This is a genomic window from Streptomyces sp. NPDC088915, assembly GCF_044749825.1.
In the GTDB taxonomy this organism is placed as follows: Bacteria; Actinomycetota; Actinomycetes; order Streptomycetales; family Streptomycetaceae; genus Streptomyces.
On the sequence record NZ_JBIVIR010000021.1, the window covers coordinates 99,298 to 118,434 of the forward strand.

Annotated in this window: 19 protein-coding genes; 2 read left to right on the forward strand and 17 right to left on the reverse strand. The window is 69.7% G+C overall.

Annotated features, from left to right (window positions below; genetic code table 11):
- Window positions 1-32: 32 nt before the first annotated feature.
- The 3 genes from ACIP5O_RS31855 to ACIP5O_RS31865 form a co-directional block, all read right to left on the reverse strand.
- Window positions 33-971, reverse strand: coding sequence for a hypothetical protein (locus ACIP5O_RS31855; protein ID WP_401299727.1), 939 nt, complete (start codon window positions 969-971; stop codon window positions 33-35).
- Entirely contained in the window at window positions 961-4,980 is a 4,020-nt protein-coding gene (locus ACIP5O_RS31860) for a hypothetical protein (protein WP_401299730.1), read from the reverse strand. The genes ACIP5O_RS31855 and ACIP5O_RS31860 overlap by 11 nt, the downstream gene beginning before the upstream one ends.
- Before the next feature lie 276 nt (window positions 4,981-5,256).
- Window positions 5,257-5,778, reverse strand: coding sequence for a hypothetical protein (locus ACIP5O_RS31865; protein WP_401299732.1), 522 nt, complete (start codon window positions 5,776-5,778; stop codon window positions 5,257-5,259).
- A gap of 522 nt (window positions 5,779-6,300) precedes the next feature.
- Here ACIP5O_RS31865 and ACIP5O_RS31870 point away from each other — a divergent pair.
- Together ACIP5O_RS31870 and ACIP5O_RS31875 are read left to right on the forward strand one after the other, a co-directional pair.
- The gene (locus ACIP5O_RS31870; RefSeq protein ID WP_401299735.1) at window positions 6,301-7,794 is read left to right on the forward strand and encodes a ParB/RepB/Spo0J family partition protein; all 1,494 of its coding nucleotides are present in this window, start codon (window positions 6,301-6,303) and stop codon (window positions 7,792-7,794) included.
- Window positions 7,791-8,753: a ParA family protein gene (locus tag ACIP5O_RS31875; protein ID WP_401299738.1), complete on the forward strand. Its 963-nt coding sequence runs from the start codon at window positions 7,791-7,793 to the stop codon at window positions 8,751-8,753. The genes ACIP5O_RS31870 and ACIP5O_RS31875 overlap by 4 nt, the downstream gene beginning before the upstream one ends.
- A gap of 95 nt (window positions 8,754-8,848) precedes the next feature.
- On the opposite strand, the gene ACIP5O_RS31880 is transcribed toward ACIP5O_RS31875, so the two are convergent.
- The 14 genes from ACIP5O_RS31880 to ACIP5O_RS31945 form a co-directional block, all read right to left on the reverse strand.
- Window positions 8,849-9,439: a hypothetical protein gene (locus ACIP5O_RS31880; RefSeq protein ID WP_401299741.1), complete on the reverse strand. Its 591-nt coding sequence runs from the start codon at window positions 9,437-9,439 to the stop codon at window positions 8,849-8,851.
- 90 nt (window positions 9,440-9,529) lie between these two features.
- A complete protein-coding gene (locus ACIP5O_RS31885) occupies window positions 9,530-9,973 on the reverse strand; it encodes a hypothetical protein (protein WP_401299744.1) in 444 nt (147 codons plus the stop codon).
- A gap of 4 nt (window positions 9,974-9,977) precedes the next feature.
- Window positions 9,978-10,217 (reverse strand): hypothetical protein, encoded by a 240-nt coding sequence (locus ACIP5O_RS31890; protein ID WP_401299747.1) that lies wholly within the window; start codon window positions 10,215-10,217, stop codon window positions 9,978-9,980.
- 45 nt (window positions 10,218-10,262) lie between these two features.
- A complete protein-coding gene (locus tag ACIP5O_RS31895; protein ID WP_401299750.1) occupies window positions 10,263-10,793 on the reverse strand; it encodes a hypothetical protein in 531 nt (176 codons plus the stop codon).
- Window positions 10,793-11,122: a hypothetical protein gene (locus ACIP5O_RS31900; protein WP_401299753.1), complete on the reverse strand. Its 330-nt coding sequence runs from the start codon at window positions 11,120-11,122 to the stop codon at window positions 10,793-10,795. Before ACIP5O_RS31900 ends, ACIP5O_RS31895 begins: the two co-directional genes overlap by 1 nt.
- A gap of 21 nt (window positions 11,123-11,143) precedes the next feature.
- The gene (locus ACIP5O_RS31905) at window positions 11,144-12,013 is read right to left on the reverse strand and encodes a hypothetical protein (RefSeq protein ID WP_401299756.1); all 870 of its coding nucleotides are present in this window, start codon (window positions 12,011-12,013) and stop codon (window positions 11,144-11,146) included.
- Between the two features lie 14 nt (window positions 12,014-12,027).
- Window positions 12,028-12,510, reverse strand: coding sequence for a hypothetical protein (locus tag ACIP5O_RS31910; RefSeq protein ID WP_401299759.1), 483 nt, complete (start codon window positions 12,508-12,510; stop codon window positions 12,028-12,030).
- 78 nt (window positions 12,511-12,588) lie between these two features.
- Window positions 12,589-13,071, reverse strand: coding sequence for an IPT/TIG domain-containing protein (locus tag ACIP5O_RS31915; protein ID WP_401299762.1), 483 nt, complete (start codon window positions 13,069-13,071; stop codon window positions 12,589-12,591).
- 98 nt (window positions 13,072-13,169) lie between these two features.
- Window positions 13,170-14,417 (reverse strand): hypothetical protein, encoded by a 1,248-nt coding sequence (locus tag ACIP5O_RS31920; RefSeq protein WP_401299764.1) that lies wholly within the window; start codon window positions 14,415-14,417, stop codon window positions 13,170-13,172.
- The gene (locus ACIP5O_RS31925; RefSeq protein ID WP_401299767.1) at window positions 14,414-14,683 is read right to left on the reverse strand and encodes a hypothetical protein; all 270 of its coding nucleotides are present in this window, start codon (window positions 14,681-14,683) and stop codon (window positions 14,414-14,416) included. The genes ACIP5O_RS31920 and ACIP5O_RS31925 overlap by 4 nt, the downstream gene beginning before the upstream one ends.
- 76 nt (window positions 14,684-14,759) lie before the next feature.
- Window positions 14,760-16,067: a phage major capsid protein gene (locus tag ACIP5O_RS31930; protein WP_401299770.1), complete on the reverse strand. Its 1,308-nt coding sequence runs from the start codon at window positions 16,065-16,067 to the stop codon at window positions 14,760-14,762.
- A gap of 167 nt (window positions 16,068-16,234) precedes the next feature.
- A complete protein-coding gene (locus tag ACIP5O_RS31935) occupies window positions 16,235-18,133 on the reverse strand; it encodes a 2'-5' RNA ligase family protein (protein ID WP_401299773.1) in 1,899 nt (632 codons plus the stop codon).
- A 94-nt stretch (window positions 18,134-18,227) separates the two neighbouring features.
- A complete protein-coding gene (locus ACIP5O_RS31940) occupies window positions 18,228-18,809 on the reverse strand; it encodes a hypothetical protein (protein ID WP_401299776.1) in 582 nt (193 codons plus the stop codon).
- An 88-nt stretch (window positions 18,810-18,897) separates the two neighbouring features.
- The gene (locus ACIP5O_RS31945; RefSeq protein ID WP_401299778.1) at window positions 18,898-19,131 is read right to left on the reverse strand and encodes a hypothetical protein; all 234 of its coding nucleotides are present in this window, start codon (window positions 19,129-19,131) and stop codon (window positions 18,898-18,900) included.
- Window positions 19,132-19,137: the final 6 nt, after the last annotated feature.

Genomic DNA, 19,137 nt, shown 5'->3' on the forward strand with positions numbered 1-19,137 from the left:
CGTCGCGCCCTCGGGCCTACCGCGCCGACCCGTCACAGGTAGGCGTACGCGTCCCTCCACGCGATCGTCATGAAGGCGGCCCCGGTGCTGTCGGTGCCTCGGAGGATGAAGTCCTGGCGGCCGGTCGGGAGACGCAGTTCACCCAGGCCGGGCGTCCCGCGAGACAGGAGGCCGGCGACGTTCGCATTGCCGTTGCGCAGCACGGTGCGTGCCCACGGGCGCGGGTCGATGACGACGCGTTCGCCCACGCCGAGCGACAGGTCGAGCCCCAGCTTCCAGCGGCCGACCAGTTCGCAGGCGGGCTGGGTAATGGGCCCGTAGATCGTGATCACGGGCCAGCACGGCTTCGTGCCGCCGATGACCACCTCGCCGGGGACTTTCCCGCTGCCTTCGCCGGTCATGGTGAGGGGCGTGCGCAGCGGACCGACCAGACCACGGTGCGGCGCCGGGCTGATGTCGACGCGGACGCTGCGTTCGGTCGCGTCGTACGCCGTGGCGTCCTGGCACGCGAACGTCGCCACGACGGGGGTGTATCCCTGGCGCGTGAGCTTCGAGCCGGCCGGCGCCCACTTCCTGGGGCGCCCGTAGAACATCCTGGCGCGGCCGCCTTGCACTGTGGAGAGTGTCGCCGGCGTCGCGAACCGCCGCCGAAGCGCCTCGGCGTCCCACGCCTGCCCCATCACGGAGAGCCTGCTCAGGTTCGCGCCGTGACGATCCCGCTGCGTGCGGGCGTCATCGACCGCGTCCACGCCGACCTCGAAGGTGATGGTCGCCGCGGCCTTCCAGTCCTGCCCGAAGCGGATGCCGTCGGTTCGCGGGAGCGGGATGTCGCCGACGTCGATGTCGCCCGGCGTGATCTCGTACGGCTCCAGCAGGTAGTAGCCGCTGCGGAAGCCGCCGAAGGTGAAGTTCGCCCCCGGGTAGATTCCGTTGGAGCCGTACGACAGGTTCCACTCGCCCTCAGCCAACATGTGCGCCTCCGCGCCGGATGCGGCGGAGCTCGAACATGGCGTCGCCTAGTGCTTCGCCGGGGCTCATCGGGGCCCCGGTCATGGTCAGGTTGAGGTCACCGCCGACGAGGGCGCCGGCCCCCTGCGGGGTGCTGGCCCGGGGCGCGGTCGCGGTGCTGCTCCGGCTTCCGCTGTGCAGCGACACGGCTCCTTGGGCCTGCTGGGAGAGGGCGCCGTTCGCGAAGTACACGACCCGTCCGCCGAACATCCGGGCGACCTCGTCGAGGATGGCGGTGGAGCGGCGGCGCTTGCTGGGGGCCAGCGGAATGTACGCCTCGCCACCGGTCTCCGGCTCGGCCCACAGCCGCCATTCGCCGGGCCGGGCAATCTGCGCAATGTGGCGCTCGGAGCCCTCGGCGAAGGACTGCACTCTGTTGCGAATGCGGTGGATGCCGCCCTCGGCGAACTTGACGATGCCGCCGTTCGCTTGCGGGGACGTCTCGACGTAGGGCTTGCCGATGGTCGTGTACTTGATGGTGACGGTGACCGTCTTGCCGGTCAGCGAGTTGATGCGGCCCTGGATGTCGCGGACGTTCTGGATCGCGGTTCCGGTCGGGGCGGTGATCTCGACTTTCTTGCTGTTCGGGACGTCCTTGACCTGGAAGCCGAGCTTCTTCAGCTCGTCCTGGGCGAGCTTCGTGGGGGCCTCCATCTTGAGGGTCTTGCCGGGCGGGAGCGCGGCGACCTTGTCCCGGACGGCGGTGAGGTCGGCGGCGGCCGTCTGGATCAGGGCCTTGATGGAGACGTTCTTGTTCGCCGGGGTCGCGGCGATGGAGTCGACGAGCAGGGCGAGCTGGCTTCGGGCGCCGCCGGTCGGCGCGGTGATCGAGACGTTCTTGCCGCCCGGCAGGGTGGTGACCGCGAATCCGACGGCGCGCAGGGCTGCGATGGCTTCGCCGTTCGGGGCCTTGACGGTGATGGACTTTCCGGCGGGCAGGGTGCCGAGCTGCGCCTGGAGCCCGAGGATCTGGGCGTTCGCCTCGGGTATGCCCTTGGCGCTGAGCAGGATGCTCACGGTCGAGGGCATCAGGCCCATCTTGTCGGCGAGGCCGGCCGCCTGTTCCTTCGTCAGTCCGAGGTCCCGGCCGTAGGCGATGGCGGCGTCGCGGGCCTTGGTCATCTCGGTCTGCCCGGTCCGTAGGGCGTCCGCGAGCGGGGTGCCGTTGTTCTTCGCCATGTCGAAGGCGGCGATGGCGGCCGCGGCGGCGGAGTCGCGCAGTTCGGTGAGGTGGCTGTTGAACTGCTGGCCGCTCTTGGTGGCGGTGTTGACCGCCCCGTCGTAGCCGATGAGTTCCTTCGAGGCGTTCGCGAGCTTGCCCGCGTTGGCCTCGATCGCGTCGTTGACCGAGATGATCGCCGAGTTGACCCGGGTCTGAGCGTCGTGGAAGGACTGCGTGCCGCCGGTGAGCGCGTCGAGGGCCCTCTTGAGGCTGTTGACCCGGTCGTCGGCCGTGGCGGTGGAGCTCGACATGCCATCGACCGCGGTCTTGAGGCGGCTGAATGAGTCGGTGCCCGTGTTGCCGGCGCCGTTCATCGCGGCCGCGCCCTCGCGGGCGTTGCGCATGCTCTCCGACAACTCGCCGTTCAGGCCCTTGAGGGCGTCGGCGGCCTCCTTGTACTGCTGTCCCTGCTTCGAGTAGTCCTGGACCCAGACGTCCCGGCCCCGCTCGACGTACTCCTTGTTCGCTTCCGCGAGGGAGCGGAACTTGTCTTCGAGCTTGCCCAGGCCGTCGCCCTGGTCGAGGTAGGCGTCGGTGAGCTGGGTGAGGTTGACCCCGACGTCGCGCAGCTTGTCGACCAGCTTGCCCTTGCCCTCTCCGATCTTGGCGTCCTGGAGGAGAAGGACGGCTTGGGCCCTGACGTTGGCGTCGATCGCGCCGTTGGAGTCGCGGAGCGCCTGCGTGAGCGAACTGACCCGCTGCTCTTGGGCCTCGGCGGCGCGGGCGGCCTTCTCATGCTGGTTGGCCAGGAGGCCGATGCCGATGGTGACGGCGGCGATGGCCGCGCCCCACGGGCCGCCGAGCGCGCCGAGAAGTCCGGTCATGCCGATGCGCATCGAGCCGACGGCCGATCCGACGGCCCGCATCGCACCGGTCATCCGTCCGGCCCCGGAAGCGGCGCCGGCGTAGGCGCCCTGCATCCGCTGCCACACGCTGATGTGCGGGCCCATGGCCCCGTTGGCGACGCTGGTCGCCGACCCGAGGTTGCGGACGGAGGAGATCATGCCCGTGAGGGCGGTCGTGATGCCGCGCACGACCTTGAAGGCGAGCATCGTCCCGAGGAGGATGCCGAGCCCCGTGCCGAGGCCGGGGATCACGTTCATCAGGCCGTTGAAGACGTTCAGCAGGCCGTTGAAGGACTGCAGGAGCATCCCGAGCCCGACCCCGGCGGAGGAGAGCGTGGCGACGGCCTGGGCCAGGTTGGCGATGATGCCGATCACCGCAGGGCCTACGCTGCGGCCGATGGAATCGAGGAAGGCGCCGATGCCCGGCATCAGCTCGGTACGGATCTGCCGGATGAGATCGGTGACCCCGTTGTCCTTGGCCATCCGGCCGAGCCCGCGCATGAGGTCGCCGACGAGCAGGTTCAGCTCGTGGAAGGTGGCGGAGGAGTCGGAGAAGAACTTCTCCATCGACCGCTTGCCCTCGCCGCTGTTGGCCCAGCGGCTGAACCGGAGCATGGAGGCTTCGAGCCCGTCGAAGAGCGCGTTGCCCGCGTCCATCCCCGCCCGGCCGACGCCGGCGATGCCCTGGCCGAGGTAGAGCGTCGTGCGTCCGAGTTGCTTGGCCTTCTCCGCCGCGTGGTCGAGGAACTTGCCGAGCGAGCCGGTGGAGCGGCCGGCGGCGGCCGAGGCCCGGACCCACTGGGTAAAGCGCTCACCTGCTTCGCCGATCCGCTCGACAAAAGGGCCGGAGGCCACCAGGAAGTCGAGGGTGGCGTGGCCCAGGTTGCCGAGTCCATCGGTCAGGTTGCCGATGACCTTGGAGTTCGTCCCCGCGATCTTCTTGAAGTCGCTCTTGAAGATCCCGGTCTGCATGAACCGGGCGCCACCCTTGGCGAGCTGGCCCATCTGGGCGGCGGAGTCGCCGAGGGAGTCCCGCAGGAGCGGCAGGACGGCGTTCGACAGGGGCCGGATCTCGTCGGCGACCTTCGAGAAGAAACGTTCCTGCACTGACTGGCGCATGGAGCGCCACGCGCCGCTCAGGCTCGCAACGGCCGTGACCGACTTGCGGGCGGAGGCCGACAGGCCCTCCATGGACTGGTCGAGCGCCTGCTGCTGGGCCTTGGTGAGCTTGGCGCCCTCGCCGAGCTGGGCCTGCGCCTTGAGGGTCTGCTTCAGTGCCTCGCCGAAGCCGGAGAAGGCGACCCGGGTACCGATGGCGGCGCTGCCCGCCGCGGCGATGAGTCCGGGGACCGCGCCGAGGATGCCGACGGCCGGAGCCATCGAGGAGGCGAGGGCGACGACGGCGCCGCCGTATTGCGTGAGCGCGGCAACGGCCGGCTGGAGGACCGAGAGCAGGCCGCCGATGGCGAGCATCCGCAGGGAGCGCCGCCCCTTCGGCATCCGGAACTGGACGGGGACGTCGACGGGGTTGCGTTCGACCTCGGCCCGCGCTCCGCCGAGCAGCGACCGAATCCGGTCCAGCAGCCCGCCCCCGCGCTCGCCCTCGTCGGGGCGGAGCGGCACGCGTACGTCGCTGCGAGCTGCCTCTCGGGCGGCGGCGTCGAGTTCGCCACGCAGCCCGTCGCGGTCAACGCGAAGGCGGATCTTGGCCGTGACGCCTGCGGACGCCTTCTCGACGGCCTTCTCGATCCGCTTGCGCAGACCCTTGCTGTCGACCTTGATCTTGACCTTGACGGCCAGGCCCTCGGCCGCGGTCTCGACCTTGGTCCGCAACTCCTCGGCGAACCCTGCGAGGGAGGCGACGACCGGCACTTCAAGGCGGCCGGCCTGCATGCCCTCAGACACTGCGAACCATCCCTCGTCTGGCTGCGGCCGCTAGCATCGCGCGGTGGCCGCTCATCGGCTGCGTGGGCTGCTCCGCCTCCTGGCCGTCCCCGCGAGGGGCGGCGTCCGCCGTGTCGTACGGGCGGTTGATCGACCGCGGTTTCTCGCGGCGGTGATCGGAGGCGAGCAGGGAGACTTCCTCCACGAGCTGCGCCAGGAGTTCGGTGTGCACGGTCCAGCCGCCGATCGGCGACGAACTGACACGGGACTCCTCGGGCAGACCGTCGAGGAGCGTGATCAGTCGGCGGAGTCCGAGGAAGCCGGGCTGTCCGGGTCGGAGCCAGACGCCGCGGGCGTCGAGTCCGTAGTACCGGAGGAGGTCGGACTCGACGTCGTCCCATCGGGAGCGGAGGAGCCGGCCGACCCGAAGAGCTTTCCCAGGTCCACCCCGTAGACCCGGATGAGGGCGGTGCTGAGCCAGACGTAATCCGGGACGGAGGGACGTGCCCCGGCGAACCGCTTGTAGTCCTCGCCGAGGAGGATCGCGTACGTCTCGCGGACGGCGGCGAGGAACTGCCTCGGCAGTCGGGGCCGCTTGAACAGCAGCTCGATGATCTCGCCGGTGGCCGAGCCGCTGTCCGTACGCATGAGGTCTGTGAGCAGGCCGACGAGGTCGAGATCGTCGCTGAGGAGCGGATCGAGCGCGTCGGCCGGCAGCTCGGCGGGGAAGAGGTACTGCTCCTCGCGGAAGATGACGGGGATGCCGTGCGGGTACTGGACCTCGCGGCGCCGGGCGTCGAGGTTGATGGCGTAGGACATGGGGTGGTTCCTCCCAGGGGTCTGACGGGACCCGCGGAAGGTAGAGAGGCCGGACGGCTTGTGTCGCGCGCTCCGTTTCTCAGAGAAACGCGCCTGCGCGGAGCCGGGCGCCGGAAAGGAGGTCCTTAGAGGATGAACCAGGGGCCGATCGAGGGAAAACGTCCGAGTGGTCGTAAGTCCACTGCGGGCCCTGCTCTCCGATGCCGAGAAGAAGGACGGCGTGGACCACGCCGGCCGTGCCCGCCTGGAAGGAGCGACGGCCGCAGCAGACCGGCGGGGAAGAGCCCGCCGCCCTCGGTTCCGCAGGAGAGCCGCGACCGCGACGAGGCGGCAGGGCTTGTGTCGCGCGCTCCGTTTCTCAGGGAAACGCGCCTGCGCGGAGCCGGACACCGGAAAGGAGGTCCTTAGAGGAGGAACCGGGAGCCGATCGAGGGAAACCTGCTCCGATCGTCGGAGCGTTTCCCTGAGAAACGCTAGCCTCGTCCCGAGCTACATCCGGATACACCTTGGAGGAACTGAAAAGTGGCAATTTCACCACAAAAGCCACGACGCTCAGCGAAGGTTGGCAAAGGAACAAGTGAGACAGAGAAGCCTAAAACCGGTATCTACGACATTCCGGACGGTAATTGGGACCTCAAGGACGTCTCGCTGAAGGACATCTGTCCGAACCCGTTCAACGATCGCGACATGGGCGATCTGGACGAGCTGGCCCACGACATCGAGACTGACGGCCTCTTGGAACCGGTCTCGATCCTTTCCTCCGAGCTCTTCATCAAGGAGTACGGACAGCGGTTCCCGGACAAGTGCGCCGTCGTGGCGGAGGCGGGAACGAAGTACGTCCTCGGCTACGGCGAGCGCCGCTGGCGTGCATCGGGCATGGCCCGCTTGTCCGAGATCAAGGCGATCGTTCGCAACGACCTCGTATCAACGATCCGGTTCGCCCTCATCAAGGAGAACTACCACCGCAAGGACCCCACCGAGATCGAGCAGGCGCGCCACATCAACCGCCTGGCTACCGAAGAGAAGATGTCCTACCGGGAGATCGCCGACGCGCTGAGCATCAAGTCGATCGGTACCATCTCCAAGCGCATCCGCCTCCTGGAACTGCCGGCTCCCGCGCAAGAGGCCTTGGAGCAGAAGAGGCTCGGCGTCACCGCGGCGCTGGGGCTTCTGGAGCTCCCGGAGGAAGAGCAGCAGCTTGCCGCTCTGCACCTGATCCTCGACAGCGAGGGGAAGCTTCGTGTGCAGGACGCCGTGCACCAGATCCTCGTTCACGGCGTTTCTCCGAGAAACGCCTCGGAGGAGGAGCCCAGCGAGCAGACGGACACCGAGACCCCTCCGGAGAGCCCGGAGGAGTTGGAGATCGAGACCGACAGCGAGCCGAATCCCCCTGCGGACGAGAAGACCGACACTCCGTCGCCGAACGAGAAAGCCGCCGGCACGGGTGACGATGCTCCACAGCCGCCTGCTCCCCCGCAGTCACCAGTCCCTTCGCAGCGGCCGGCCGTTCCTCTTAGGACGGCCGCTTCTTCCAAGAAGGGTGCCGACACCGACAGGTACACGGCGAACAAGGAGCGGGACCTGGCCTGCGTGGACCTCCTGCGACGCGGTGCCGAGGTATCCACCGAGGCGCGCGAAGCCGTCATCCGGAGGGCGCTTCTGGCTGGGAAGGGTGACGCCAGGAAGCAGGCGCACGTCTGGCTCGTACAGAGCAACAAGGCGCACTTCGACATCAAGGACACCGACGCCTACTTCCAGGCCGTATTGTCGTCCGGTGACGCTGACCTCGTCGGGCTGGCGACGTTCGTGACTGCTCTGGCCGCGAACGAAGCACGGGCCAGCGATCGGCGTCGGCCAAGCTGGGACATGCACGACGCGAGCTACGTCCTCTTCCTCATCGAGGCCGGCAACTATGTGCCGGAGACCCAGTGGGAGAAGGCGGAGCTGACCCGGCTTGGCGTTTCCCTGGGAAACGCTCATGACCCTGAGCATCTGACCGATCAGGAGAGCCTGTGAGCTCCAAACTGCCAAGGCCGAAGCGCAATCTCCTGCCCAAGGGCCGGAAGCACCCGCTCATCCTGGCCTTCTTGCTGGCCGCCGGCGGAACCACCAAGACGACCACCACGATCATGCTCGGCTGCATCTTGGCCCTGCGCGGCTACCGCGTGCGGATCTTCGATCTGGATGCCCAGTGCAATGCCAGCGAGATCGCCAACCGCGGCCCTGCCGACCTCAAGGCCGGGGTCCCTACCGTCTGGGACGTGATCACCGGAGCTGCCACGCTCGACGAGGCCACGGTGGGGGCTCTTATGTGGAACGGCGAGATGCCCGAGGGCTGGGACGCCGAAGTCCACGGCGAGTGGGAGGAGTACCTGGAGATTCCCAACCTCTACATCGTTCCCGGCGACGACCGGATGAAGAACATCGAGAAGCACTTCACCAACTCCCCGGCGGACTTCAACTGGCTGTGGGACCAGATCATGAAGTACCGCACCGGAGAACTCACGGCGGAGGAGAACGAGGTCTGGCTCTTCGACCTGCCGGCCAACTACGGCCAGATCACGCTGTCCACCCTCATCGCCATGGACGAGGACGACGAGGTCGTCCCGCCGGTACTCGTGACCGGCAAGGAGGCGAAGCAGTTGGAGAAGCTGCTGACCGAACTGCATGAGGTCGCGCACCTGTACAGGAACAAGTCGGTTCCGGCCCGCCCTACCGTCCACAACATCCTGCTGTGCGGCACTCCCACCGCCAGTCACAACGCAGCCGAGTACCAGCGCACCGTGGACGAGATCGAGGAAGCCCACGGTGATCGCGTGCTCCCCCACGTCCGGTACAGCGGCGTGGCAGCCGGGCAGTACCGCCAGAAGGCGCCGGTCGCGATCAGTGACCCCAAGTCGCGCCCGTCGGAGGACTACAACGACGTCGCGGACTGCCTCGGGTTCCCCGACCTGATGCCGGAAGGGGCGTCGTAGCGTTTCCCTGAGAAACGGAGTGCCGAAGGCCCGTACTGATCGCGGAAGGTGACATCTCCCGCGCCCGGTACGGGCCTTCGCAGTGCTCGACCACCTTACGCCGGGGCGAAGGCCGGGTCGTTCGTGAGCAGGTACCAAGCATCGGTGTCGTCGCTGCCCTGGACGGCGAGTCGGAGGGGAAGTACGGCCTCCTTCGCCTTCTGGAGGTCGGTGTTGACTCCTTCCATCTGCATGGTGCGGGGCATGACGTACCGGTAGGCCTTCGGGCCGTCGACCACCTCGATGACTGCGGCGATCTCGGAGCGGCCTCCGATCCTCGGAGGCGCGAACTTGAAGTGCTTCGGCCCCGTGCCGCCGCCGGCCGGGGCGATCTGGGAGATGGTGCCGCCGCCGAAGACGGCGGAGAAATTCTTGGCCGACCACTGCTGTAGGTCGACCTCGACGGAGGCGGCGTCGCTGGTCTGGAACGTCCGGCTGGGGAAGTCCATCTGCGCGGACTTGACCTGCTCGAACTGCGGTTCCTCCGAGAACTTGAGGCTGTCCTCCGTGGTGAGGCCGACGCTGAACCAGCCGACGGGCATCGCGACGGTGGCGTCGGCCGGTGCCTCGGTGCCAACCGGGGCGAGCCAGACGCGTGTGCGGGCGGGGATGACGATCTGAGAGGCGTTGGTTATCTCGCCTGCCATGGTGGAGCTCTCCTTGTGGCCAGGAACTAGGGCCGGGCCACGATGGAGAGACCAGGTGGTTAACGTCGCGGGCTCAGATCCGCAGGGAGATCACGGGGCGTCGAGTGGCGGGTGGACGGTGACGAGCAGACCGAAGAGGTGGCGGGGCTGCCCGTCGGCGAGGGGCGAGTCGATCAGGACGCCGGAGGGGCGGACGGAGCTGACGACGGGCCGGCCGGGCTTCGCCGGGGCGTCGGGCAGTTCCTTGGCAGCGAGCGCGGCGATCAGGGCGATGCGGCGGAGCGCGGCCGGGCCGGGCCAGCCGCCGGGATCGCCGTAGACCTCCAGGGTGACCTCGGGCTCGATGGCCCACTCCAGGGCGCGCATGTCACCGCCGGCGCCGGGCGCGACGCGTAGGTGTGGCCACGGGGCCTCGCGGATTCCGGAGACCCGGCCGGACCCGCCGAGCGCTTCCGCGACCTTGGGATGCTCGGCGAGCCAGGCCAGCACGACGGCGACCGGATCGGCGTCGGCGACTGGGTAGGCGGTGCCCATCTGTTCAGCCGCGGGTGCGGGCGATGTAGCCGCTGCCCCGGAGCTGGCGGGCGTAGTCCGGGGAGACGTAGGCGGTGTCGCCCGGCTTCACCTCCTTCCCGGCCACGCGCAGGTGGTGGGCGAAGGTGACCTTCTCGGGCTGCTGGCCGTGGCGCAGCGGCGGGCCGACGATCGCGACGGCGTCCGTGGTCGTCTCTTCGTTGGCGTTGGCCGCGGTGGTGGTCTTCTTGATGTTCGTGGTCATGCCGCGCAGGGTGCAGACCTTCGCGGCCTTGTGTCTCGGGCTCCCTCAGCGGCGGGCGGCGACGATCGCGGCGGCGCGCGCCATGTAGAAGGCGCCGACCGCTTCCATGTTGCCGGGGTAGACGGTGCCGACTTCGGCTTCGATGACGAACTGGCCGGAGGCGACGACCTTCGCGGTGACGGTGCTGCCCGTGATGACGGGCGGCAGGGCGCGGATGTTGCGGGCGATGCCGTCGGGGATGGTGCGCGTCGTGCATCGGCAGTTCTTGATGTTGGCCACGGCCCGGGAGGACTCGTCGCGGGGGCCCTTCATGTAGGTCAGGGGTCCGACGCCGCGGTGTCGGCGGTCCCAGTCCATTGAGTTGATCTCGAACCGGAGGTTCGCGGGCTTCTCCTGGCCGTGGGCGGCGGCGTGGGTCGGGCGCACCCGGTCGTCGGCGACCGTGATCCACCGCTTCGTCGGCGGGGCGAGCCGTTTGGCTTCCCGCTCGACGTCGCGGGCGATCTCGTGGATGTGGGGGGCGATCATGGCGGCGAGCTGCTGCTCCAGGCCCGGGGCGGCATGGAACTTGGCCATCAGGGTGTCTCCGGGGGGTTGAGGGCGGCGGTCACGGCGATGTAGTCGGCGGCGCCGTGACCGGGGACCTTCTTCGGGAGGGCGGTCGTGACCGTCCAGGTGCGGGTGCCGTCTCCGAGGACGTCGCCGGCGCGCAGCGGCCACGATGCGGGATCGACGCGCAGTGTCCACGACCCGTCGGTCTGCTCTGTGGCGGCGCCGGGCCAGGTGCCGGCGGGGGCGGGGCGGGCCTGCGGCGGTGGGGGTACGGGTGTGCCGTAGGCGTCACGAGTCCACGGGTGTGGCAGGACGTAGACGGTGAGGTCGCGGTCGGGCAGGAGGACGGCCATGGTGCGCTCCGGTCGGGTGGGCTACCACCGGCGATGGCGGCGCCCGCCGCCGTACGGCCAAGGGGCGGCGGGGACGGTGTTCAGCGGGCGGTAGATCTGGCGCCGGTAGCCGGAGAGCGAGCCGATCGAGGGGAGCGAGCCGGGCTGTCCTGGGGCGGGGGCGGCGTCGTACGAGATGGACTGGCCTTCGGCGGAGACGGAGGAGACGCGCCGGGTGCCGTCGGCGTCGGAGGCTGGATCGTTGCGCAGGGACTCGGCGGCGTGGGCGATGACGTAGCGCACGATCGGTTCTTCGGTGCTGCCGTCGAGGCCGATGAGGAGCTGTACCTCGTAGGTCCCGTCGAGGTTGTTGCTGTAGGAGACGACGCTGACCACGTCGTCGTAGTGCTGGATGGGCCACGCCTGCGGGTCGTCGAGGGAGTAGCCGTACATCGGCGTCGCGGACAGGAGACGCTGGGGGGTGGGGATGAGCGGGCGCCCGATGTACGTGAAGACGTCGGCTTGTGCCTCGCGGATCTTCTGCCAGTACCGCTCGCGCTGGGCCGGGGTGAGCGGGAGGGGGATGTTCAGCGCGTCGGCGACCTGCTCGGCGGAGGCGATCAGCTCTCCGCCGCGCGGCAGGTCGAGGCGGACGGTCGCGTCCTGCTCGGCGGGCTGGTCCTTGGCGGGGGTGAGAGTGACGGTGCACCAGTACCGGCCCACGGGGAGGGTGTCCGGGATCGTGAACCGGTAGACGGAGTCCCGGAGGCGAACGGCCGGCCCGGCGGCGGCGAGGGGCGTGCCGGTTCGCTCGGGGCCGGTGTACAGGTCGATCCGGTCGACGCTGCCGCCCGCGGTCGCGGGGTCACACAGGGCCCCTGCCCACACGGGCCGGTAGTCGTACACCGCCATCTCTGCTTCTCTCCTTACTTCTTGTCGGCCTGGCCGCGCAGGCGCTGGATGATGCGCTGGGCGTCGGCGGGGGCGAGTTCGGCGCCGGCGGGGAGGAGGAGTCGGGTGGTGGGGGTGTTGTAGATGCCCATGCCGACGTTCTCGACGAGGCGGAGGGTGCAGCGCAGGGTGAAGCCGTTCGGGGGGACCGGCTCGAAGACGGTGTCGATGTCGTCCGGCGGGAGGCCGGTGGAGTCGTCCACGATGGCGTCACCGATCTTCTCGGGGAGGAGCTGCTGGGGGTTGCGGATCTTCTGCTTCGCCGGGGGCTGCGTTTCGGCCGGCGGTTCCAGCGGGGCGACTTCCGGGGTGGCCGGGCCGTCCAGGGCCGGGCTCTTGGTCTCCGGTGCCTCCGGTACTGCCTTGTCCTCGGTCGGCTTGTCTCTGGCGTCGGGCGCGGTGGTCGCTTTGTCCTCCGTGTCGTCGGCGGTGGTCTTGCGGGTTCGGGGCGTGGCCATGCTGGTCTTCTCCAGGGTCGGGGGCGTTGCGGCGGCACTGTGGCGGCCGTCGTCCGCTTACGTCGCGTGGTCGGCGGATCAGGCGTAGGTGAAGGCCGTGGCCTTGGTGACCGGGCCCGAGTCGTCGTTCACGACGACGTTCACGGCGCCGGCCGTGCCCGGCGGCGTGGTGACCTGGATCTTCTCGGAGGAGAGGGTCTTGAGGTTCGTCCCGGCCGCGCTGCCGAACTTCACGTCGGCGACGCCGTCGAGGCCCGTACCGGTGAGGGTGATGACCGTGCCGCCTGCGGCCGGGCCCGTGGCCGGGGTGATGTTCTTGACGGTGGCGGGCGGGAAGAGCTTGTCGATCTGCGACTTGCGCAGCACGGCGCCGGCCTTGAATAGAAGGGTGCGGATCGAGCCCTGTGGGGCGCTGTCGCGGCTGTCGGACGGTCGGGTCCCCTGGTCGAACGGCTTGGTCGAGTAGACGTCGGCCGTGACGACCATCTCCGGGTCGACGGCGTTCACCGCGGGGAACGCGGTACGGGTGATGCGGGTGTTGTCTGCCGTGTAGAGGCCCATGGCGGGTGTGTCCCTTCTCGTGGGGTGGTGGGGGTACGGAAGGGTGTCGGACCGGGGCCGCTTGGGTCGCCCGCTGGTGTTGACGGTCGGCAACGCGGTCAGAGGATGCGGAGGTCGTCCCATCCGTCAGCGGTGACGGAGAGGACCATCAGGCCGGGCTGGGACACCTCGCCGGCGCGCACCGCGAACCAGTCGCTCCCGTTGTCGAGCGTGGGGGCCTGGAGCCAGAGCCTGCCGTTGCCGAGCTGCTGGGCGCGGAAGTGGTGGTAGTGACCCGTCAGGAGCACGCGGGCGTCCGCGATGGGCTGGCGGCCGAAGGTCTGTGTCTTCCACCAGTCTGCGGCCTTCTCCGGGCGGGGGTACTGGTGGCCGTGGGCGAGGCCCACGATGGTGCCCGCCATGTCGAGGGAGACGGTGTCGCGCCACGGTTCGGGAACGACGAAGGAGACGTGCCCGTAGGCGTCGGGGTTTCGGCTGTAGGCGTCGGCGATCTGGCTCATGACCTCGATGCCCCAGTCGTCCTCGGGCGGGCCCAGGGGGTCCTTGCCCCGTCTGACCCTCGCGTGGTTCGAGCCGACGGTCGCGGCGACGACGCGGGGGAACGTGGCGGCGAGGCGGTCCAGTCCCTCGAAGGTCAGTCTGCGGTGGACGCGGACCTGCTGGGTCAGGGTCAGGTCGTTGGTGAACGCCTGGCTGGGGACGTTCTCGAAGCCTTCGATGCAGTCGCCGGCGTCGAGCCAGTACGCCGAGTCCGGTGCGCGGCCGACCTTGCCGAGGTCGCGCAGGTGGTCCTGGAGCCGGTCGAAGCGGTCGGCGATCCGGCCGACGAGTTCCTTCGTCCCGCCGTCTCGCCCCACCTTGCCCGCCTGGGGGTCGGCGTAGACCACCGCCAGGGCTCGGGCGACCGTCTCGGGGGCGGGACGCTGCTTGCGGCGCCGGCGCATGGCGTCTCGGACGAGGCTGTTCAGGTCGTCGGTGGCCGCCCAGCCGGGGGCGGCGGGTTCGATGAGGTATCGGCAGCGCCAGACCGGGCGGGTGACGGCATCCTCGCCCTGGGTGTCACGGTGCCAGGCGGCGGGGTCGTGGCGGGCTTCGACCAGGCGGACGTGGTACCCGTCGGGGACGGCGAGACCGAGGGCTTCGACGCGCTCGCGCCATCCGTTCTCGTCCTGGGGCGGCGCCTCGGCGGCCGGGGCGGTGACGAGCATGGCGCCGTTGGCCTCGTAGCGGACGCCCGGCTCCCAGCCCTTGGGGGCGGTCACCGAAGGGCGGACGGTCTGGGGCGGCCCGGACTGGGTGACGGCCGCGGGCCGGAGCAGCGCGTCCAGGTGGTCTTCGAGGCTCATCGCGGGCACCTGCATCCGCTGCTGGTGCTGCGGCGACGGTGGCGGGCGACCGCCGGGGCTTGCACGGGGTGGCCGTTGCGGGTGAGGGCGTCGGCAACCTGGGGGGCGGATGCCGGGGAGTCGAGGACTTCTCGGAGCTTGGCGGCGGCCGGCTCGTCGAGGGTGTCCAGGATCAGAGCGACCGTGCAGAGAGGGCCCTTGCGTGGCGGGGGCGCGGAGGTCAGGGCGTCGAGATCGTTGATGAGCCCGCTGGTGGTGTCCGGCAAGGGGTCCTCGTTCTGCTGGTCGGAGGCAGGGCCGGGCGCGTCCGCCCGGCCCTGCTGGGAGGGGTGTTCGCGCTGCTTACGGAGTCGGCTCGGTCCAGGAGCCCAGGACGAAGCTCTCGGGTCGCGGTACCTCAAGAGCGAGCCTTTCGTCCGCTCGGACCGTGATCACACCCCGCTCGAAATTGTCCGAATTTTCCGAGCTGATCGTGACGGAGACGGCTTCCCGGTCGTAGAGCTGGGCGCCCATGCCGAACGCGCCCAGGAGGTACCGGCTGTCCGGCATGGCGGTCGTCTGGACCACGTTGACGGTCCACACCTGCTTGACTGCGCCGACAGCGACCTGGAGGGCGACCCGGAAGGCCCCGGTGTCGTCCTCCTCCACCTCGACGTGCTCCCACATCGTGGGGGACAGGACGAGGCCCGTGGGCTCGTACTCGGCGAGCAGGCTCTTGGTGATCGCTCGCCGGATCTGGACGCTGTACTTGTCCTTGGCGTTGCCGGTGTACTGCTGGACCCCGGGGACGTTGAACAGACCGGTCAACTTCTGCCCGTCGCCCACGGAGTGCAGGAGGTCGTAGTCCTCGGCGAACTTCACGCCCTCGACCATCCGCGTGTTGATGAAGGTCTTGAGCCTCGCGTCGTCGGCCAGGATGTTCTTGTGGGTGTCGATTAGGTGGGAAATTTCTGAAACCGGATACATCACGGGCTCAAGGGTGAGCTTCGAGCGCGGGGCCCGGCCGAAGACGTCGGAGTCCGCTCCGGTCGCCGGGGAGACGCCGTCGGAGGCGTAACGTTCCTTCACCTGGGCCGCGTTGTTGACCCAGCCGGTCTCGCGGACGCCGAGCAGGTACGCGGACTTGGTCTTGGCCTTCGGGAACAGGTCGCGGATGTGCATCTTGCGGCGCTGGAGCTCGGTGAGCGGGAGCTCCTGGCCGGTGCCGAGGGCCTGGTGGGTGTGCGTGCCGGCGGAGAGCGAGAAGATCGACTTGCCCTCCATCTCCGCGCGGATGAAGGGACGGTCCTTGAACTCGGAGGCCGCCGCACGCTGGTAGGCCTCGGACTCGACGAACATGTCGCCGAGCGACTTGAACTCGGTGCCGCGCTGCGGAGCACCGTAGTGCTGGGCGGCCGCGGGTGCGCCGCCTTCGGGAGCGTCGAGGTAGTTGCCGATGGACTCGGCGCCGGAGGCGGCATCGATCAGGCCCTTGATCTCCTGGGCGTCGCGTACGGCCTTGACGTAGGCGGCGCGCTGTTCGGTGCTGATGACGAAGGCGCCGTTCTCCTCCTTGAAGGTGCCGGCGATGCGCTCGGCTTCTGCGCTCTTCTCGGAGAGCTGGGCCGTGAGCGACTTCAGGAAGCTCTTGTCGACGGTGGCGGTGGCCATGGTGGTGGGTCTTCTCCCTGTGCTGGGCTTGGCGATGGCGTGCGTCGCTCGCCCGGCCAGCACCGGGACGCCTCAACGCGAGGCGCACTGAAGACCACCGAGGTGGTTAACGTCGCGTGCTCCCGGCCGCAGGGGACTTCGCGGCCGGGAGCACGGGGATGGAGCGGTCAGCAGGACAGGGAGGCAAGGGCGGCCTTCACCTCCGCCGGGTCGAGGCGGACCTGATCCTCGTCGTCCTCTTCCGGGGTTGACGCGGCCGCGGGGGCGTCAGTCTGTTCGGCGGGCTCGTCCTCATCGTCCTCGTCGTCCCACCCGTCGGTGATGTCGTACTGGGAGTCCCACAGGTCCAGTCCGAAGCCGTCCGTCTTCGGCAGTGGCGCGTGGTCGGGTACGACAGGGGCGCCCTTCTGTGCCATCGCGTGGAGCAGGCCGCGTACGACAGGGCGGAGCCGTTCGACGGAGCCCGGGGCGGCGTCGGCCAGGTGTAGGGAAGCGGTGGCGTCCTCGATGGCGCCCGCAGCGGGCTGGAGGTACCGGGCTTCGGCCTCTTCGTCTCCGTCGACCGCCCGCTGCGCGCCGTCGGCGGGCAGGGCGACCGTGGCCAGTTCGACCCGTTGGGGGGTCCCGAGGTCGATATCGCGGCCGAGGGCCGTGTACGGGATGGCGTAGGTCCGCGTCTCGTCGTCCTGGTGGTGGGAGACGATAACGCGGTCGGGGTAGGTCGCTTCGATCATGACGAAGCAGTCGTTGCTGTCGCTGAGCAGGGTGCGGGCCGCGTCGCCGAGGCGGCTGCGAAGCTGCTCGTAGGAGTAGGGCATGGGCGCGGTCACGGTGGTCTCCAGGGCAGGCGGGGCGGATTTGGCTTCGAGGACGGCTGCACGGGCCGACTTGTGTTCGGCGGGGGCGCGGCCGCCGGCGGCCTTGGCCTCCAAGACGGCCGAGCGCGCGGTCTTGGTCTCGACGGCCGGCACGGGGGTGGAGACGTCAGGGGCGGGTCCGGTGAGCGCCACGGGCGTGCGATCCGGGCCGAGGACGATGTGGACCTGGTCGAAGGTCACGGGGGTGGATGGCACGGGCCCGGTGGGAGGAAGGTCGTAGCCCAGGGTGATGTGCGGGGTGAAGCCGTGGTTCGTGCGGACGGTGTGGCCGTACGGGGATGTGGCCAGTGCGGCGGTGACGGCCTGGCGCAGTTCGGCGAGGCCGGGAACGTCGACGGGGACCCAGGTAGGGATGCCGTCGCCGCTGTCGGGGAAGGTGCCGATGCCGCCGATCGTCCCCTTCAATGGGGTCGCGGCACGCAGCGCTTCGGCGACGAGGTCGTGCAGATCGTCGGCAGGGGCGCCGAGGTCGGCGGCGTCGCCGAGGTAGGCCAGGGTGATGTGCAGGTCCTCGGCCGGGGTGCCGTCGGGCTGGGCGATCTGCTCGGCGATGTCCCGGGGCGGGTACAGGGCGACCATCGCGCCTCGGCCGGTCTGGGATTCGGCGGTCTTCTGCTCCAGCTCGACGGATGACCAGGTGGCCTTGTGCTCCAGGCCGCCGACCCTGCTGACCGCGTCGGACTTGACCTCGATGCTGCGTGTCAGGGGGTGGGCGCCGTGCAGGACCGGGCTGACCTCGTACAGATCGAGATCGTGAATGATCCTGACCCCGTCGTGCCGCTTGGACGCCGCGCCCGGCGGCACCTTGTAGCCGATGGAGAACTGCGCCTCGTTGGCGTCGTGCCACTGCTTGACCTGCTCGTAGGCGTCGCGCCCTCGGCCAGTGCGAAGGTTGAACTGGACGACGGCGACGAGCGCGCCGGCCTCCCGGGGCCAGACCGCGCCGCCGGGGATCGTGGCGAACCGGGGGTCGCCGGGCATCCACTCCTCGATGTCGAGGACGCGGCCGATCGGGTCCTTCCACTCGTGGTGCCAGACGCTTTTGACCTTGCGGCTGCGCAGGGTACGCGTGAACGCCCCGGGCAGGATCAGGTCTTGGACGTCGTCAACGACGCCGGTCACGGCGAAGATGGCGCGGGCGGTGCCGCGCTGCGGTATCGGGTTGCGGGGCGGCGGGGGGCTCGGCACGACGGGTTCCTTCTGGCGGCGGGATGATCGCGCCGCACCGTGCCCCCGCGCGGGGGTTACCGTCGCGTGCTGCCGTCAGCCGGCTCAGGGCCTCTCAGTCCCACGGCTTCTTCGTCTTCTTCGCGCCGCTCGCGGGCTTCTCCTCGTCCTCCAGGTCCTCGTCCTCCTCCGTCTCCTCGTCCTCCTCGGGCTCCGGGAAGGTGCTGTCGGCGGGCGGCGGCACCTCGTCGGCGGCTGCGACTTCCAGGGAGAACGGGTCGGCTCCGTCGGACTGAGGTGACGGCTGCTCGCCCGTACCGTCCGCCGCCGGCGGGGCGGCGGCTCCTGCCGCACCGTCGGGGCCGTGCGTCTGTGTCATGGCGGCGTCGTCCACGTCGATCGCCCAGGCGTCCGGGTCCGAGTAGCGCCAGACCTGGCCGGTGTCGTCCCGGACCCATCCGGTCAGGGTGCCGTCCTGTGCCTTGTCGAGCCAGGCTTCCTCTTCGCCCTGCCCGGTGAACCCGAACACGGCCTCGGCCGGATCGGTCTCGTCCCCCTCGTCGTAGGGGTCACCGGCCCACGGGCGGCTGTCGTCAGATCGCTGGTCCTGCGGCGGTACCAGGGGCTGGTCGGCCTCGGGATCGGGTTCCTCACTGCCGTTCGGGGGCAGAGCCTTCACTGCGTATGCGTAGTCCACGCCTGGAGGGTGGCGGGCGCCTCGCCCTTGTGTCCCGTCGCACTGGACGACCGCGGCGACGAGCGCGGCGGACCGCCGCCTGCTCCTCCTAGTTCTTCACCTCGACCACGTAGGTCTCCTGTCGCAACAGCGCGAGTACGGCTTCGGCGTCGCCCGGGTCAAGGTCGCGGCGCGGCCCGAGCGGCGTCAGCAGGATCGGCGTCCCTGCGTGCTGCTCCACGAGGGCCGTGACGCGGCGGGAGCCGATCACCGGCCGGTCGGTCCGGCCGGTGATCTCCACCTGGTAGGCCGCTCCGTCGTTGAGCGTGCCCATCACCACCATGTGCTT